22 protein-coding genes are annotated in these 15,941 nt (G+C 35.5%); 20 read left to right on the top strand and 2 right to left on the bottom strand.

Going from position 1 to position 15,941, the window contains the following annotated elements; translation table 11 throughout:
* Positions 1–6: 6 nt before the first annotated feature.
* Entirely contained in the window at positions 7–1,110 is a 1,104-nt protein-coding gene (locus FFONT_RS02300; protein WP_014557608.1) for a M42 family metallopeptidase, read from the top strand.
* A gap of 1 nt (position 1,111) precedes the next feature.
* Here the strand turns inward: FFONT_RS02300 and FFONT_RS02295 are convergent, their stop codons facing one another.
* A complete protein-coding gene (locus FFONT_RS02295; RefSeq protein WP_014557607.1) occupies positions 1,112–2,488 on the bottom strand; it encodes an MATE family efflux transporter in 1,377 nt (458 codons plus the stop codon).
* Between the two features lie 251 nt (positions 2,489–2,739).
* Here FFONT_RS02295 and FFONT_RS02290 point away from each other — a divergent pair, with 251 nt between their 5' ends.
* The 17 genes from FFONT_RS02290 (at position 2,740) to rpl7ae (ending at position 14,729) form a co-directional block, all read left to right on the top strand.
* Positions 2,740–3,234: a 30S ribosomal protein S13 gene (locus FFONT_RS02290; RefSeq protein ID WP_014557606.1), complete on the top strand. Its 495-nt coding sequence runs from the start codon at positions 2,740–2,742 to the stop codon at positions 3,232–3,234.
* A gap of 11 nt (positions 3,235–3,245) precedes the next feature.
* Complete coding sequence (locus FFONT_RS02285; protein WP_014557605.1) at positions 3,246–3,752, top strand: 30S ribosomal protein S4; 507 nt, start codon at positions 3,246–3,248, stop codon at positions 3,750–3,752.
* 13 nt (positions 3,753–3,765) lie between these two features.
* Positions 3,766–4,167, top strand: coding sequence for a 30S ribosomal protein S11 (locus tag FFONT_RS02280; RefSeq protein WP_148683541.1), 402 nt, complete (start codon positions 3,766–3,768; stop codon positions 4,165–4,167).
* Positions 4,168–4,179: 12 nt separating this feature from the next.
* Positions 4,180–5,025, top strand: coding sequence for a DNA-directed RNA polymerase subunit D (locus tag FFONT_RS02275; RefSeq protein WP_014557603.1), 846 nt, complete (start codon positions 4,180–4,182; stop codon positions 5,023–5,025).
* Positions 5,025–5,402, top strand: coding sequence for a 50S ribosomal protein L18e (locus FFONT_RS02270; RefSeq protein WP_014557602.1), 378 nt, complete (start codon positions 5,025–5,027; stop codon positions 5,400–5,402). Before FFONT_RS02275 ends, FFONT_RS02270 begins: the two co-directional genes overlap by 1 nt.
* 15 nt (positions 5,403–5,417) lie before the next feature.
* A complete protein-coding gene (locus FFONT_RS02265; RefSeq protein WP_148683540.1) occupies positions 5,418–5,870 on the top strand; it encodes a 50S ribosomal protein L13 in 453 nt (150 codons plus the stop codon).
* Positions 5,843–6,268, top strand: coding sequence for a 30S ribosomal protein S9 (locus FFONT_RS02260; RefSeq protein WP_193803747.1), 426 nt, complete (start codon positions 5,843–5,845; stop codon positions 6,266–6,268). The genes FFONT_RS02265 and FFONT_RS02260 overlap by 28 nt, the downstream gene beginning before the upstream one ends.
* Before the next feature lie 7 nt (positions 6,269–6,275).
* Positions 6,276–6,476, top strand: coding sequence for a DNA-directed RNA polymerase subunit N (locus FFONT_RS02255; protein ID WP_014557599.1), 201 nt, complete (start codon positions 6,276–6,278; stop codon positions 6,474–6,476).
* A gap of 26 nt (positions 6,477–6,502) precedes the next feature.
* Positions 6,503–7,135, top strand: a complete 633-nt coding sequence (gene rpsB / locus FFONT_RS02250; RefSeq protein WP_148683824.1) for a 30S ribosomal protein S2 — start codon at positions 6,503–6,505, stop codon at positions 7,133–7,135.
* Positions 7,132–7,995, top strand: a complete 864-nt coding sequence (amrB, locus tag FFONT_RS02245; protein WP_014557597.1) for an AmmeMemoRadiSam system protein B — start codon at positions 7,132–7,134, stop codon at positions 7,993–7,995. The genes rpsB and amrB overlap by 4 nt, the downstream gene beginning before the upstream one ends.
* 34 nt (positions 7,996–8,029) lie before the next feature.
* A complete protein-coding gene (locus FFONT_RS02240; protein ID WP_014557596.1) occupies positions 8,030–8,800 on the top strand; it encodes a hypothetical protein in 771 nt (256 codons plus the stop codon).
* Between the two features lie 5 nt (positions 8,801–8,805).
* Positions 8,806–9,600: an isopentenyl phosphate kinase gene (locus tag FFONT_RS02235; RefSeq protein ID WP_014557595.1), complete on the top strand. Its 795-nt coding sequence runs from the start codon at positions 8,806–8,808 to the stop codon at positions 9,598–9,600.
* A 56-nt stretch (positions 9,601–9,656) separates the two neighbouring features.
* Positions 9,657–10,760, top strand: a complete 1,104-nt coding sequence (gene fni, locus FFONT_RS02230) for a type 2 isopentenyl-diphosphate Delta-isomerase (protein WP_014557594.1) — start codon at positions 9,657–9,659, stop codon at positions 10,758–10,760.
* Positions 10,761–10,790: 30 nt separating this feature from the next.
* Positions 10,791–11,792 (top strand): polyprenyl synthetase family protein, encoded by a 1,002-nt coding sequence (locus tag FFONT_RS02225; protein ID WP_014557593.1) that lies wholly within the window; start codon positions 10,791–10,793, stop codon positions 11,790–11,792.
* The gene (locus FFONT_RS02220) at positions 11,793–12,230 is read left to right on the top strand and encodes a DUF2118 domain-containing protein (protein ID WP_014557592.1); all 438 of its coding nucleotides are present in this window, start codon (positions 11,793–11,795) and stop codon (positions 12,228–12,230) included.
* A gap of 157 nt (positions 12,231–12,387) precedes the next feature.
* The gene (locus tag FFONT_RS02215) at positions 12,388–14,130 is read left to right on the top strand and encodes a glutamate--tRNA ligase (protein WP_014557591.1); all 1,743 of its coding nucleotides are present in this window, start codon (positions 12,388–12,390) and stop codon (positions 14,128–14,130) included.
* A gap of 218 nt (positions 14,131–14,348) precedes the next feature.
* On the top strand, positions 14,349–14,729 hold the full coding sequence (gene rpl7ae / locus FFONT_RS02210) for a 50S ribosomal protein L7Ae (protein WP_014557590.1): 381 nt from the start codon (positions 14,349–14,351) through the stop codon (positions 14,727–14,729).
* 18 nt (positions 14,730–14,747) lie between these two features.
* Here rpl7ae and FFONT_RS02205 read toward each other — a convergent pair whose 3' ends face one another.
* Positions 14,748–14,987, bottom strand: a complete 240-nt coding sequence (locus FFONT_RS02205) for a 30S ribosomal protein S28e (RefSeq protein WP_014557589.1) — start codon at positions 14,985–14,987, stop codon at positions 14,748–14,750.
* Between the two features lie 122 nt (positions 14,988–15,109).
* Here FFONT_RS02205 and FFONT_RS02200 point away from each other — a divergent pair, with 122 nt between their 5' ends.
* Together FFONT_RS02200 and ndk are read left to right on the top strand one after the other, a co-directional pair.
* Positions 15,110–15,289, top strand: coding sequence for a 50S ribosomal protein L24e (locus tag FFONT_RS02200; protein WP_014557588.1), 180 nt, complete (start codon positions 15,110–15,112; stop codon positions 15,287–15,289).
* A 5-nt stretch (positions 15,290–15,294) separates the two neighbouring features.
* The gene (ndk, locus tag FFONT_RS02195; protein WP_014557587.1) at positions 15,295–15,720 is read left to right on the top strand and encodes a nucleoside-diphosphate kinase; all 426 of its coding nucleotides are present in this window, start codon (positions 15,295–15,297) and stop codon (positions 15,718–15,720) included.
* Positions 15,721–15,941 lie beyond the last annotated feature (221 nt).

Below are 15,941 nucleotides of genomic sequence, written 5' to 3'. Positions count from 1 at the left end.
AGTTATATGCAGAATTTTAACAAAGACGAATACAAAAAATGTTTAAGAAAATATTCTCAGGCAAATGGTCCAAGCGGTATGGAAGATGAAGTAAGAGATCTGTTAATTGAAGATTTGAAGCCGTATGCTGATAGGATATGGATTGATAGCATGGGAAATGTGATATCGCTTAAGAAAGGTGTAAGCGGGAAAAAACTGATGATTGCTGCGCATATGGATGAGATTTCCTTAATAGTTAAATACATAGATGATAACGGATTTCTAAGATTCTCTCCAGTAGGAGGGTGGAGTGAAAGAATACTTCCCGCGACTAGGGTAAAAGTCAGAACAAATAAAGGCGATTGGATTCCTGGAGTTATAGGCGTTAAGCCACCTCATCTAATAACTCCTGAAGAGGAGAAGAAAGTTATTGAGATGAACAAGCTGTTTATAGATGTAGGGGCATCATCGAGGCAGGAAGCATTGTCCATGGGAATTGAACACGGCTCTAGAGTGTTGCTTGATTACGATTTCGCCGATTTGATAGGTAATAGGGTAACAGGGAAAGCTTTTGACGACAGAGCTGGATTGGTTGTCGCTTTAAAAACGTTTATGGAAGTTGAGCCAAATGACATAGATCTTTATTTTGTTGCAACTGTTCAAGAAGAAGTTGGATTAAAAGGAGCAAGAACAAGTGCATATCAAATATCTCCAGATGTAGCTATAGCCTTAGATGTAACCACGGCAAATGACGTTCCAGATGTGGATGAGCAGGATCAGGTTGCTAAATTGGGCAAAGGTCCTGCAATAAAAATAATTGATGGAAGAAGCGGTTCTGGGCTAATAACCAACACTGCTGTTCTCGAAAAAATGATATCTGTAGCGAAAGAGCGCGGAATACCTTATCAGGCAGAAGTTCTCACTGGGGGAACAACGGACTCCTCAGCAATTCAACTAACTAAAGAGGGAGTTCCAGCTGGGACTATAAGCATACCTGCAAGATATATTCATAGTCCAGTTGAGGTCATCGATCTTGTCGATATTCATTATAGCGTTGAGCTCCTTAAGGCTTTTTATGAAAGCTTAAAGCCTGAGTGGATTGATAGTATAAAGGAGAAGATAATCAAATGATTTATTTTTTAATCACTCCTTTTTTCCAATCTGCTTTGAATATCCAGATTAAAGCTACCAATCCAGAGATGATATTGCTTAAGCTCATTCCTATCCAGATGCCAGGAATGCCCATATTTAAAGGACCTGGTCCAAAAATATAAGCTAAAACATTTCGGATTATCCAAATTCTGAGAATACTTACCACCATTACAAACCTAGTATGTCCGCTTCCTTGGGCAATTGCGCCCATTAGCTGAATATAATAGAAAAACACAATTGTTGAACCCATGTATATATAGTAATATATTGTCGCCTCAATAACATCAGGGTCTTGTATGAAAAAGCTAGCGATATGCCTCCCAAAAGCGCCAAAAATAAGCCCACCAATCACTCCAATTAAAGAGATTATCATCAATGATTTTTCAGCGCTTTCCTCTGCCCTTTTCCTGTTGCTTGCCCCAAGGCTCTGTCCTACCATTATCCCCGTTGCATTTATAAAACCGATCGTAGCAAAATTTAGCAAGTTCAATGGTCTGTCCCCAATCCCCCATGCAGCTAATGCTGTGCTGCCTTCCATGCTTATTATCGCCGTCAAAATGGAAAAACCCAGCGCCTCCATTACCCACGCTACAGACAACGGAGTTCCGATTTTTACCATCATTTTCAAAATATTTTTGTCAATTTTCATTTCACTTTTTATCAACCTTACATCGCTTTTTCCTTGAATAATGTTGTTGAGAGAAATGAATGCTACTATTGCTCTTGAAATCAATGTAGAAATTCCAGCCCCTGCTACTCCAAGCATAGGGAAAGGACCTATTCCCAATATTAGAAATGGGTCAAATATCATATTGAGTCCTACTCCAAAGAAATTGTACTTCATAGGTGTAATTGTATTGCCTGAAGCAGAGACGACAGCTCTGAACGATTCCCAGAGAGAAATAAAGATTAGAGCGACGAACATTATTCTTGAGTAAACTACTGACAAAGGATAGACGTCACTTGGTATTCCAGCCGCATATAAAATGTATGGAATGGTTAATATTCCAGAAACAGATATTATAAGGCTCGAGATAATTGCCAAAACAAAAGTCTGAGCGACACTTTTATTCATCATATTTATATTATTTGCTCCTCTGTACTGGCTAACTAAAGTTGTGCCGGAAGCAAGGAGTCCATTCATTGCTGCGATAAAAGTATATGTGAAAGGCCATGAAGCTGAAGGTGCCGCTACAGCATCTTTTCCAACCCGGCCAAGCCAATAGAGATTTGCAAGATCATAAGCTACCTGCACCATCTCGCTTAAAGCTAATGGCGTACCTAGTTTAACTAATACTTTGTAAACATTTCCGCTCTGTATCTCCTGAGGTGATACATTAGATATTAGCTTTTTCAATATAGATTCACTCTCTTCATTATCCTTGTCTCAATTTTTCAACAATGTACCAACTCGTTATAGCATTATTTATAACAATCGGATAAACAAATAATAATTTCAAAAACCTAATAAATACCGAAAAACAAATAAAGTTTCAAAGCATGAAACAAATAAAAACCCCCTTGAGATATTAAAATATATGCTTGTTGGTTTCATGATCTTATCAATTAATAGGATTTTGCTGTAATATGGAAGTAAAGGTGTAAAAAATGGCCGAAGAAGCAGGACAATTTCGGTATATTGTTAGAGTAGCTGGTACAGATCTTGATGGAAGAAAAAAGCTTGCTTACGGATTAGCAGGCATTAAAGGAATAGGATATACAACTGCTGTATGTTTATTGAGAATGTTAAATATTGATCCTGAGAAGAGGACAGGTTTTCTGAGTGATGAAGAAATAAGCAGGATTGAAAAAGCAATTAGCGAAATTTCCGCAAGTAACTTATTGCCAAAATGGATGCTTAACAGAAGAAAAGATTATGAAACTGGAGATGATATTCATCTCATTGGTTCAGAGCTTATTTTCAAAGTAAAGCAAGACATAGAGAGGGAAAAGAAAATTAAGAGCTGGAGAGGAATTAGACATTCGCTAGGATTGAAAGTTAGGGGTCAGAGGACTCATACTACTGGTAGGCTTGGAGTCACTGTAGGTGTGTCTAAAAAGAAGACTGCAGCAAAGCCTCAGTCTTCTGAGCAAAAGTCATAAGGTGGTATTAAATGGGCGATCCGAGAAAGCTTAGAAAAAAATGGGAAGGGCCTGGTCATCCTTGGGATAAAACAAGACTAGAAAATGAGCTGAGATTATTAGGTAAGTTTGGTCTCAGGAATAAAAAGGAGTTGTGGATAGCCCAAACAATGGCAAGAAAAATTAGACATAGGGCCAGAGAGCTATTAGCTTTGCCTGAAGATGTAAGGAAAAAGGAAGAAGAGAACTTATTAAAAAGGTTGTACTCTCAGGGAATTGTTCAGTCAAATGCTGTTTTAGATGACTTACTTTCTATTAATGCAGAGCATATATTGAACAGAAGGCTTCAGACAATTGTATATCAAAAAGGCTTAGCAAAAACAATCTACCAGGCAAGGCAAATGATAGTTCATGGGCATATTGGTATAAATGGAAGAAGAGTAACCAGTCCTGGATATTTAGTAAAGAGAAGCGAGGAAGATTTAATCGATATAATCAGCAGTAGTCCTTTTAAGAGAGAATTAGAAGCAAGCCAGTAAATGGTGATAGAGCATGTCTTCAAGTAGTAGAGAATTGAAATGGGGTATAGCTCATATTTACAGCAGTTTAAACAATACTATAGTTCATATCACAGATTTGTCTGGGGCAGAAACGGCATCTAGAGTTTCAGGAGGTATGGTAGTTAAAGCTGATAGAGAGAAGCCATCTCCATATGCTGCAATGATCAGTGCCGCGAGGGCGGCTCAACAAGCTATGGAAAGAGGAATTACAGCAATACATATAAAAGTAAGAGCTCCAGGAGGTCACGGTCCAAAAACTCCAGGACCTGGTGCACAAGCAGCTATTAGAGCTTTAGCAAGATCAGGATTTATTATTGGAAGGATAGAGGACGTAACGCCTATTCCGCATGATACAACAAGAAGACCTGGTGGCAGAAGAGGTAGAAGAGTGTAAAGGGTCAAGGTTATGAAGATCAAACCGATAAATATTAAAGAAAATTTTTTAGAACTATATATTGAAGATGCACCTCAAGAGGTGCTCACTTCTCTGAGAAGAATTATAATTGAAGAAGTCCCTACAATGGCAGTAGACAACGTTCTAATTTTGGAAAATAACAGTGTCTTACATGACGAAGTCTTAGCCCATCGTTTAGGGATGATCCCTCTTTACAGTGATAGAGCGCTGGAAAAATATAGGGCGCCTGAGGAATGCGCAGAATGTACAAATTGCGAAAACTGCTTTGATATTCTTCACTTAGAAGTAGAGAATAAAGATGAAGATAAAAAAGTAGTATACACGGGAGAATTGAAGTCAGAAGATCCTGACATTTATCCAGTGTTTAAAGATATTCCAATAGTGGTTTTAGGAAAAGGGCAAAAAATTGTTCTTGAAGCTGAGGCTAGATTGGGGAGAGGAAAAGAGCATATAAAATGGAGCCCTGTATCTATATCAGCTTTAATTTCTGTGCCCGAAATTATTTTTTCATTTGAACAATGCGAGGAACAAGAATCTAATGAATGCTTAAAATGTATCGGTGAATTTAGTGAAGAGCTTGCAGAAAAAATGATGGAAATGAAAAAAGGAAAAATCGAGCTCGAAAATTTCAAAAATACAAGCCTTCTTAGATTTTGCGAGGATAAAGTCTGTAGGAAATGCATGAAGATTAATTATCTTGAAAATAAGAAAATACTTAGAGTAGAATCAACGGGTTCGCTTTCAACAAAATTAATAATTGAAAAGGCTTTAGAAATTTTGAATAAAAAAGCAGAAGCTTTTGAAGAAGTAATAAAAGAAATGGAGGTATTAAAATAATGGCAAGAACTGGTCCTACAAATTTACTAAAAAGAAAGCTCATTAAAGGTTTGAAGAAATTGTCAAAGGATGAGCAAGCTAATATATGGGAAAGAATAAGTGAGGAGCTTTCAGCACCGAGGAGAAAGATGGTTGAAGCGAATATATCAAAAATTAATCGGAATGCTAATGAGGGAGAAGTAGTAGTAGTACCCGGAAAAGTTCTAGGCTCAGGCAAATTAACTAAAAAAATAGTAATAATCGCCGAGTCATATTCTATGAAAGCATATGAGAAGCTCAAAAAAAGCGGAGCGGAGATTTACTTATTAGACGACTTATTGAGAAATAAAGAATTGAAAGACAAAATAGATTCTCTTCCAAAAAGAATAATAGTTTAAATAGAGGTGTGAATTATTTTGAGCGAAAAAGAAATTGTAATAGTCAACGCTGAAAATTTGATACTCGGAAGGATGGCTTCAAAAATAGCTAAAATGCTTCTTACTGGGAAAAGAGTTGTCGTTGTCAATGCTGAGAAGGCAATGATAAGCGGAGAAAGAAATATGGTTATTGAAGGTTATAAAAAATTGTGGAGCGTGAGGACCCTTAGAAATCCAGACAAACAGGGTCCAAGAAGGCCGCAATCTCCAAGAAATATTGTAAAAAGAGCTGTTAGAGGAATGCTTCCTAGAAAGCCTAAAGGAAAAGAAGCCCTATCTAACTTGAAAGTTTATATTGGTATTCCAAAAGAATTTCATGGAAAAGAAATGATAAAATTTGAAGATGTAGTTGCTGATCTTAGTAAGGGAAGATACATATCTGTAGGGGAATTATCAGAAGCATTAGGGTGGAGAGGTGTTATCGCTTGAAGGTGGTCTTATCTGTTGGAAAAAGGAAAAGTGCAATAGCTAAAGTTGTAATAAAGCCAGGAAAAGGAAGAGTACTTGTAAATGAAATGCCTATAGAACTACATCCAGTAGAGCTTTTTAGAAACAAGATAGTTGAAGTCCTTAAGCTTCTTGGAAAAGACCATAGAGAACAGGTAGATATCATTGCTTCTGTAAATGGAGGAGGATTTATGGCTCAAGCTGACGCTACTAGGACTGCGATTGCTAGAGGATTAGTAAAATACTTTGAAAGTGAAAGATTGAAGACAATTTTCCAAGAATATGATAGAGTTCTTCTTGCTGGAGATCCCAGGAGAACAGAGCCGGAGAAATACATGAGATACAGTGCAAGAAGGAGATGGCAAAAATCATATAGGTGAGATAACCATGATTATACCTGTAAGATGCTATACATGCGGAAAGCCTTTAGGGCAATATTGGGAGCCTTTTAAAGAAAGAGTGAGCAAAGGCGAGGACCCTGAGAAAGTGCTTGATGATCTAGGAATTGACAGGTATTGTTGCAGGAGAACTCTCATTTCTCATGTAGATTTGATTGAACAGGTAATCAAGTTCAAACCTATGAGGTGAAAAATTTGAGTAATGAAGAATCTAAGATGGTTAGTGAAATTCATGAGAAGGCTTTTGAATTGCTTGTTCCAATTGAACAATATTTAGCTGCGGGAGTTCACATTGGAACTTACGTTTGCAATAAAAACATGAAGGAATTTGTATATAGAATTAGACCTGATGGACTCTATGTTCTCGATGTTAGAAAAATTGATGAAAGACTTAGAATAGCTTCAAAAATGCTCGCAAGATATGAACCTCAAAAGATTTTGGTCGTAAGTGTCAGGCAATACGGACACAATCCTGTGAAGAAGTTCTCTCAATACGTGGGCTCTAAATATATAGCAGGAAGAGTCATACCAGGTATCCTTACAAATCCTCACCTTGAATGGTATATAGAACCAGATATAGTTGTTGTTACTGATCCAAGAGCAGATCAGCAAATAATAAATGAGGCATCAAAAATTGGCATTCCGATAATTTCGTTTACAGATACAGATAACAGGATAGATAATATTGATCTTATAATTCCTGCAAACAATAAAGGAAGAAAAAGCTTAGCTTTGCTATATTGGATTTTGACAAGGCAGATATTGAGAGAAAAAGGGCTATTGTTACAGAATGCTGATTTGCAAGAACCTCCAGATGCCTTTGAAGCTAGAGTCGGTGGAAAAGCTTGAGCGGTGATCTTGTAAGAGATCCAGTCGTAGCCGGAGAATTTTATGAATTAAGAAAAGAAAAATTATTAGAACAGATCAGGTGGGCTTTTCTTCACCCTATTGGCCCTGGGAAAGAAGCAATTTTTTCAAACTCAATAACAAAAAACAATTTTGGATATATAGCTCCTCATGCAGGTTACATTTATTCTGGACCGGTAGCCGCACATACATATTATAATATTTCTCTAGAAAAAAAGCCGGACACATTTATAATAATCGGACCAAATCATACCGGCTTAGGTGCACAAGTATCTCTTGCTCCATGGAAACAGTGGAGAACACCATTAGGGCTTATCAATGTTGATATAGAATTAAGAGATTATCTTATTACAAAATCAAAAGTTTTAGTTCCAGATTACAATGCTCATTTATATGAACATAGCATCGAAGTTCAGCTACCATTTCTGCAATACATATTTCAAAAGGATTTTCAAATACTACCAATTGTATTAATGAGGCAGACTCCAAAGGTTGTTGAAAAGATTGCGGAAGAATTATTAGATGCAACCGAACATCTAGGTAGAGATTTTACCATCATTGCAAGTAGCGATATGAGCCATTATGAGCCTTATGATGTCGCAAAGAGGAAAGATCTAAAAGCATTTGAGATGATTAAAAAAAGAGACATTAATTTGTTTTATAACTACTTAGAGACCGAGAACGTTTCGATGTGTGGACCTGGAGGAGTGATGATATTAATGACGATATCAAAAATGAAAAACGGAAGGGAACCGGAAATTCTTAAATATGCGACTTCAGGTGACTTGACTGGAGATAAAGACGCAGTTGTGGGATATCTTTCGGCAAAATTCCCTATTTGAATTTCAGCATATTTTTAAAAAGAGTTGGCTTGAGATGGAAATTCTCTCAAAAATACCACTTACTTTAGGAGTTTTAATACCGAAAAGGAACACACCATTTCTTGCTTATCTAACCGATAGTTATTTAGAAATTAGCTATAAAATAAAGCAATCAAGCGAATTTAGTATAGAAATAAGAGGACTCGATGAAAGAATCGCAAAAGCGAGTATGGAACATGTATCATATTTGATAAAGAAGGGATCTCCTTTACCATTGAAAGTTGATATTGAAGCGAGAGGAATTGGAAATTGTTCTAATCTTCCATCCGCTGTCGCATTAATATTAAAAGGTGTCATACTTTCCCTAGAAGAATACTATGAAGAAAAATTTTCAAATGACGAAAAAATAGAAATTTTAAACGGAGTTATGAACAGTGTTGGAATTTTTCCAGAAGAAATTCTGCAATCTCTCATTAGAGCTACAGTGAGAGAAAAATCCTTGATATATTCTGATACCGATGGAGAAATATTTCTGGAAGATTTGAAAGTGAGATGTAATGGCATAAAGGAAAAAGGAAGCATAAGCGTTGAGAAAGAAATCGATAGCGGTCTTCTTGATATGTATTCCAAGCTTAATTCTTATCTTCTTATCCTTAATGTCAATGGAATTGTGGAAAAAAATAAGGAAAAATTTGAGCAATCAATAAGAGGGTTAAATTCCCTTTATTATGCCATATATGATGTTTTGCCGGAAAAGGAGAACCTCATAGTCCCGTCTTATAAAAATGAGCTTTTATCGGTAGAAATAAAAAACGCTGAGGAATGATCTGTTTGAAAGTCGTTATAAAGCTTGGAGGAAGCTTGATAACAGATAAATCAAAACCATACTCGTTTAGAAAAGAGGTTGTCATCCGCATTGCAAAAGAGATAAAGCGTGCAATTGATGAAAAGATCGATTTGGTCGTAATACATGGAGGAGGATCATTCGGTCACGTAGAGGCAAAAAGAGCCATAGATATATATGGAAGAATATCAAATGAGACTATCTCTCCGATAGCTTTTTCTATGCAAGAGCTCAATTATATGATGACCTCAATATTGGTTTCAAATAGAATAAAGGCAGTATCTTTCCCTCCACATTCTTTATGCGTGAACTTATGTAATATTGGAGAAAGATTTTCATGTGATCTGAAGATCGTCAAAACTGCAATTGAAAAAGGAAGCGTTCCTATCCTATTTGGCGATATTGTCTACGGGGATAACTTTTGTGATCCAGCTATAATTTCTGGGGATGATTTGGCTCTAATGATAGGAAGCTACATCAATGCCGAAAGAATTATATTTTTTACAGATGTAGATGGTGTCTTTTTAGAATTAGGTCATCCAGAGACTATTTTAAAGGAAATTCGTTTGAATGAAATTGACAGTGTTATTAAAAAAGCCTCTATATACAATAACGTAGTCGATGTGACAAGCGGCTTGCTAGGAAAGCTGAAAAAAACATATCAATATCTTTCAACTAGCTCGTCGATAAAAGAAGTATGGATATCAAACGGACTTATAGAGGGAAATATATATAATCTAATTTCTGGCAAGACTGTCAATGGAACAAAAATAATTCCATAAATTTTTAAAGCATGACTACGAATTTTCTTTAATGTCATTAGCGAGTGAGAACATTTATGAATATTGCAAATAGAAAGCTGGATCACATTATAATAGCCTTAAGTAAAAAAATTGAAACTAGCGACACTTTACTTAAGAATATTCAATTAATACATCAAGCTCTTCCCGAACTTTCCTTTGATTCTATTAATACCACTGTTGAGTTCTTAGGGAAAAAGCTTTCTGCTCCATTGATGTTTACCGGCATCACGGGAGGACATGTATATGCAGGTGATATTAATAGAGTTTTGGCAAAAGTAGCAGAAGAGAATAAGATAGCAATTGAAGTGGGGAGTCAACGAGCGGCATTAGTAGATCCTTCAGTTTCCTGGACATACAGGGTTGTAAGAGAAGAAGCGATTAGCGTGCCGGTTATAGCAAACTTAGGAGCGCAACAACTCGGCGATAAGCCTGTAGAAATTGCCGAAAAAGCTATCAAGATGATTGATGCTGATGCTATAGCTATACATTTAAATGTAGCACAGGAGCTTTTTCAATTGGAAGGAGATAGAGATTTCAGAAATATACTAAAAAATATTGAAATATTAAGAAACGAACTGTCAGTTCCCATTATAGTAAAAGAAATTGGATATGGAATATCAAAAGAAGTTGCATCAGCGCTCGTAAAAGCAGGTGTTAAATATATAGATGTAGCTGGTGCCGGGGGGACTAGCTGGATAAAGGTAGAAATTTTAAGACGAAAGCTGAGAGGTGAAAAAGTGGATCTGCCCGGCATCTATGAATTTTACAATTGGGGAATACCAACGGCATTATCTATAATTGAAACGAGAAGTGTTTCGAGTGAAATAAAGATAATTGCGAGCGGGGGAATAAGGAATGGAGTTGAAGTTGCGAAGTCAATAGCTATAGGAGCTGATATTGCAGGCTTTGCGTTACCTGCTTTAAAAGAAGCTGCAAGGTCTAAAGAATGCTTAGATAGATACGTTCGAAACATTATAATGGAACTTAAAATAGCTATGCTATTAACTTCGGCTAAAGATGTCGAAGAGCTAAAAAATGTGCCTATAGTTTTTGATGAAAAAATTACAAATTGGCTGAGCCAAAGGGGTATAGATCCAATAAAATTTTTAGAAAATAGAAAAATTAAAAAATTTTCGTAAAAAATGAAAAAATAAAAAGGTGTTATACTTATGATTAGCTTGAATGACTTTCTAAAAAGTGTTTCAATTAATATAGATAGCTACATAAAAGAGAAGCTTGTCGGAGAGCCTCCAGATTTTTACGAATCATCTCTTTACATATTAAAAGCAGGAGGAAAAAGGTTGAGACCTGCACTAGTTTTTGCCTCTGGATATGCATTTGGAGGTAGTGAAAAATACCTCTTGCCGTTTGCTGCAGGCGTCGAATTGCTTCACAACTTTACCTTAATTCACGATGATATTATGGATAACGACGATTATAGAAGAGGCGTTCCAACTGTTCATAAGCTCTGGGGGATTCCTACAGCTATTTTGGCTGGAGATCTTCTATTTTCATACTCTTTATATCTTCCTTTACATTCCTGTGATGACTTTGAGATAAAAGATAGATGCATAAAAGCTTCAAAGAAGCTTGCATGGGCTTCGCTTACGGTAGCAGAAGGTCAGGCGCTAGATATGAGCTTTGAGAAAAAAGAAAGTGTAAGTGAGGAAGAATATATGAATATGATAGAAAAAAAGACAGCCGCATTAATTGAAAGCTCTGCATATATTGGGGCAACAATTGGAGGAGCAGACGAAAAGGATTTGATGCATATATCAGAATTTGGAAGAAAAATTGGCATTGCCTTTCAGATTGTTGATGATATTCTTGGAATATTTGGAAAAGAAGAAGAAACGGGAAAGCCAGTCTACAGTGATATAAGAGAAGGGAAAAAGACTTTGCTTATAATAAGAGCTCTTGCCTTATCCAATAAAGAAGAAAGAAACAAACTAATCAGTATACTAGGGAAAAAGGGATTAGGAAAAGAAGAATATGCTGTTGCTGCAAGAATTATTGAAGAACTCGGAGTGTTAGAATATGCAAATATCAAGGCGAGAAACTTAGCTGAGGAAGCAAAAAGCCATTTAGATGAGATAAAAGGTAGTACGAATAAAGAATATATTAGCTTGTTAAAAGATATTGCAGATCTCGTTGTGAGGAGAAAAAAATAAATGGTAAATATTTGCTACAGATTAGAAGACGATAAAAAGATTCCTTCAGTAAAAAATTATCTAAAGAGCAATGAAAATATTGAAAGTAAGCTGGACATAAGCCTTGATAGGATCGCATGTGAAGAGATTATATTTAATAATATTTCTTTTGGAGAGAGGAACATTTGCGTTTCTAAGGGAAATTTTATAATAAAAACTCCAAAAAACTCGTTTCTTATTGAAAGAAACGAAGAACTAAAATATTTCATAATAGAAGCATCGCAAATAAACACTAGAAAAAAACCTGGAGATAGCGTGAAGAAATGGGATGAGATAGCTGTTTCCAAATCAAAGAAAGGGATATTAAGAAGGATTAAAATTCCATTTGAAGGACAGATAATATTGGTGGAACAGGATCCTACATATAAGCCTGAAAGAATTGTATTTATTTTAAAATAGAGCATAATTTTTAGCTTTTTTAAAGCTTTAGATTTTTTGAGTAAATTTATTTTTAGTCAAAAGCACGAACAAAACCTTTCCTTTATGTTTGAAAAATTCTTTGAAAAATATAATATTCTCTTTTCTTTAAAAACATTTAAAACGAGGTAAAAACAAGATGGACGAAGAAATAGATAAGCTAATACAAAAACATGTACTGATAAATGCCATAAAGCACAATGGTAAGGCTGAAGTAGGCGCAGTTGTATCAAAAATTGTTGCGGAAAAACCAGAGCTGAAAAGCAGTATCAAGGAAATTATAGAAAGTGTAAAGAAAAAAGTCGAGGAAATCAACTCAAAAAGCATTGATGAACAAAAAAAGATTTTGGAAAAAGAATTTCCAGAAGTTTCATTGACGGAAGAGAAGAAGAAAGAAGAAAAAGTTCTTCCTCCTCTTCCCAATGCCGAATTATATGAAAAAATTATCACAAGATTTGCCCCAAATCCAGATTTCGTTATACATCTGGGTAACGCTAGGCCTGCAATTCTCAGTCATGAATATGCCAGGATGTATAAAGGTAAAATGATTTTGCGATTTGAAGATACAGATCCTCGAACAAAAACTCCAATGATAGAAGCATATTCATTAATTAGGGAAGATCTAAAGTGGCTAGGCATCAGATGGGATGAAGAGTATATTCAAAGTTTGAGAATTCCAATCTACTATCAAATAGCGAAAGAGCTTATATTGAAAGGAGGGGCTTACGTTGATGACTCAACAAAACAGGAATACGAAGAAATCGTATCGGCAGGTCAGGTTCATCCAAATAGGAATAAATCTCCAGAAGATAACCTAGAGCTTTTTGAAAAAATGCTTTCAGGTTACTACAAAGAAGGAGAAGCTGTACTAAGAGTAAAAACAGACTTAAAATATACGGATAAAAGTTTAATTGATTGGGTTGCTTTTAGGATTATAGATACAGAAAAGACCCCACATCCTATAGTAGGCTCTAAATACATAGTTTGGCCAACTTATAATTTCGCTGCCGGCGTAGATGATCACTTAATGGGTGTCACGCACGTAATAAGAGGTAAGGAACATAAGCAAAACACTATTAAACAAAGCCATCTCTATCAGTATATGGGGTGGAAGCAGCCCGAAACTATACATTTAGGAAGATTGAAGCTTGAAGATTTTATAATGAGCAAATCACAGATAAAGAGAATACTAAAAGAATCCAGAGGTTTGTATTCCGGACCGGACGATCCAAGATTTGGAACAATAATGGGGCTTAGAGAAAGAGGGATATTACCTGAAGCCATTAGAAATCTTATACTAACTGTCGGTGCTAAAAGTTCTGATGCGAGTATTAGCTATGTAAATCTAGCTTCTGAAAACAGAAAGATAATTGATCCTATAGCTTATAGGATCATGTTCGTTATAGAACCAGTATACTTGAAAATCGATAACCTAAAAGAAGGATGTTTAAGGACGACCATATCATACCACCCAGATAATAAGTCTTTAGGATCCAGAGAATATGAGGTTTGCAATGGAGATATAATTAGTATTTCAAGAGATGATTATGAGAGCATTAACAATAGTGGAACGAAGTCATTAAGGCTAATGGAGTTGGCGAATTTTGAAATTTCAGGCGAAAGACTTGTGTTCAAATCTAAGAGCGTTGATATTGCTAGAAAAGAAAAACTCAGTATTATACAATGGGTCAAGAAAAAGAACTCGACAATAGCTTCTCTCCTTATTCCATCAAAAGAAGAGCTTAAAGTTAAGTATGGTGATATTGAGAAAGTTGAAATCTTAGAAAGTCTTAGTGGAAAAACTATACAGCTAATCAGAGTAGGATTTGCAAGGGTTAAAAGGGTATCTCCATCAGTCGAGTTAGTATTTTCTCATGAATAATATATTGTTTGACTTTTAAAAATAACATAACAAAAAAGCTTGCACAATTCTATGTATATTTCATCATTTATAAAATGACTACAATAGAAGTTTCAAGCATAAAATATTAGAGCAGAAAATCGCGAATAAATAGAAAAGCTTAAAACCTGTTTATCATAAAAGAAACTAAAGGGATGAAAGATCCCTTCGAAAATATATGAGAAGGAGAATGAAAGACCATGTCAAAACAATTTTATGTAACATTTAATGTACCTCCAGAAATTGCAGATGAAACCTATAAACTTTTAGAAAAGGTAAAACAGTCTGGTAAAATCAAGAAAGGTACAAACGAAACAACTAAAGCAGTAGAAAGAGGAGTAGCAAAACTTGTCGTTATTGCTGAAGACGTGGATCCTCCAGAAGTGGTAGCTCACCTGCCGCTTTTATGTGATGAGAAAAAAATACCATATACGTATGTACCTAGCAAAAAGAAATTAGGAGAATCTGTAGGAATAGATGTCCAGGCTGCAGCGGTAGCTATAATCGATCCTGGAGATGCTAAAGAAGGGTTAAACTCTTTAATCAGCAAAATCTCTGAACTAAGAAGTAAGTCTGCATAAAAATTTTTCTTTGTTTTTTTACCTACTTGACAACCTTCTAGCTTCTCTTTCTGTCTCTCTGAGTATCAGAATATCACCTATTCTCACAGGACCCTTTACGTTTCTCGTAAGAACCCTTCCTTTATCTCTTCCTTCAAGAACTCTAACTCTGACTTGAATGATTTCTCCAGTAACACCTGTTCTTCCTATTATCTGAATAACCTCTGCAGGATAACCAAACTCTTCAATTATCGCAGATCTTTCTTCCTTTAAGCTCATTTTATTTTCCCTCTACCTTTGATTGTTAAAAATAATTTAAAATTTGACAATAATAAAGCTTATTAAACATAAAAAGTTAAAAGTCTTGTTGTATAAACCAACAGAAAGAAGGTCGATCAAAAATGGCAAGGCTTGTTAAGTGTGCTTTTTGCGGTAATGAAATATTACCAGGAACTGGTCTGATGTACATAAAAGTTGATGGAAGTGTTATGTGGTTTTGCAGCAGAAAATGCTATAAAAATATGCTAGTGCTTAATAGAAAAGCAACAAAACTAAAGTGGACAAAAGTAGCAAAAAGGTGATTTACATGGCAATTGAAAGAACATTTGTTATGATAAAGCCAGATGCTGTAGAAAGGAAACTTATCGGAGAAATAATATCGAGGTTCGAAAGAAAGAACTTAAAAATAGTTGCCATGAAGCTTATAAAAATGACCAAAGAGCAGGCAAAAGAATTATATATTCCTCATAAGGATAAGCCATTTTACAACGATTTAGTTAATTTTGCAACCAGAGGACCTGTAGTGGTAATGGTGCTTGAAGGCGATTCAGCAGTTGAAGTTGTAAGAACTTTAATAGGATCTACAGACGGAAGAAAGGCATTGCCTGGGACTATTAGGGGAGATTTTGCACTCGACATTCAAGAGAATGTCATTCATGCATCTGATTCAAAAGAAAGCTATGAAAGAGAGCATAAAATATTCTTTCTTGAATCAGAACTTCTGAAATACTGAGTTATATTACTAATAGTTATTAATCCTGATTTTACGAAATTTAAAGTCACGCCTTTTTGTTTAAATATTTTTAAGGATTTATTCTTGTAAAAGCTTAGCAATAAGCTTTGCCAAGTAATGAAGTTTCCTTTAATGACTTCTAATTTTTGCATAAAAGTTATCCTAGAACCTAAAGCAGTAAATCTCATAGAAAGCTCAAGAGTGATTTCTGTTTATTCTTT

This window comes from Fervidicoccus fontis Kam940, from assembly GCF_000258425.1.
GTDB classification, from domain to species: Archaea; Thermoproteota; Thermoprotei_A; order Sulfolobales; family Fervidicoccaceae; genus Fervidicoccus; species Fervidicoccus fontis.
Note: the sequence above shows the minus strand (reverse complement) of the source record. Positions and strands in the feature narration are given on the sequence as shown.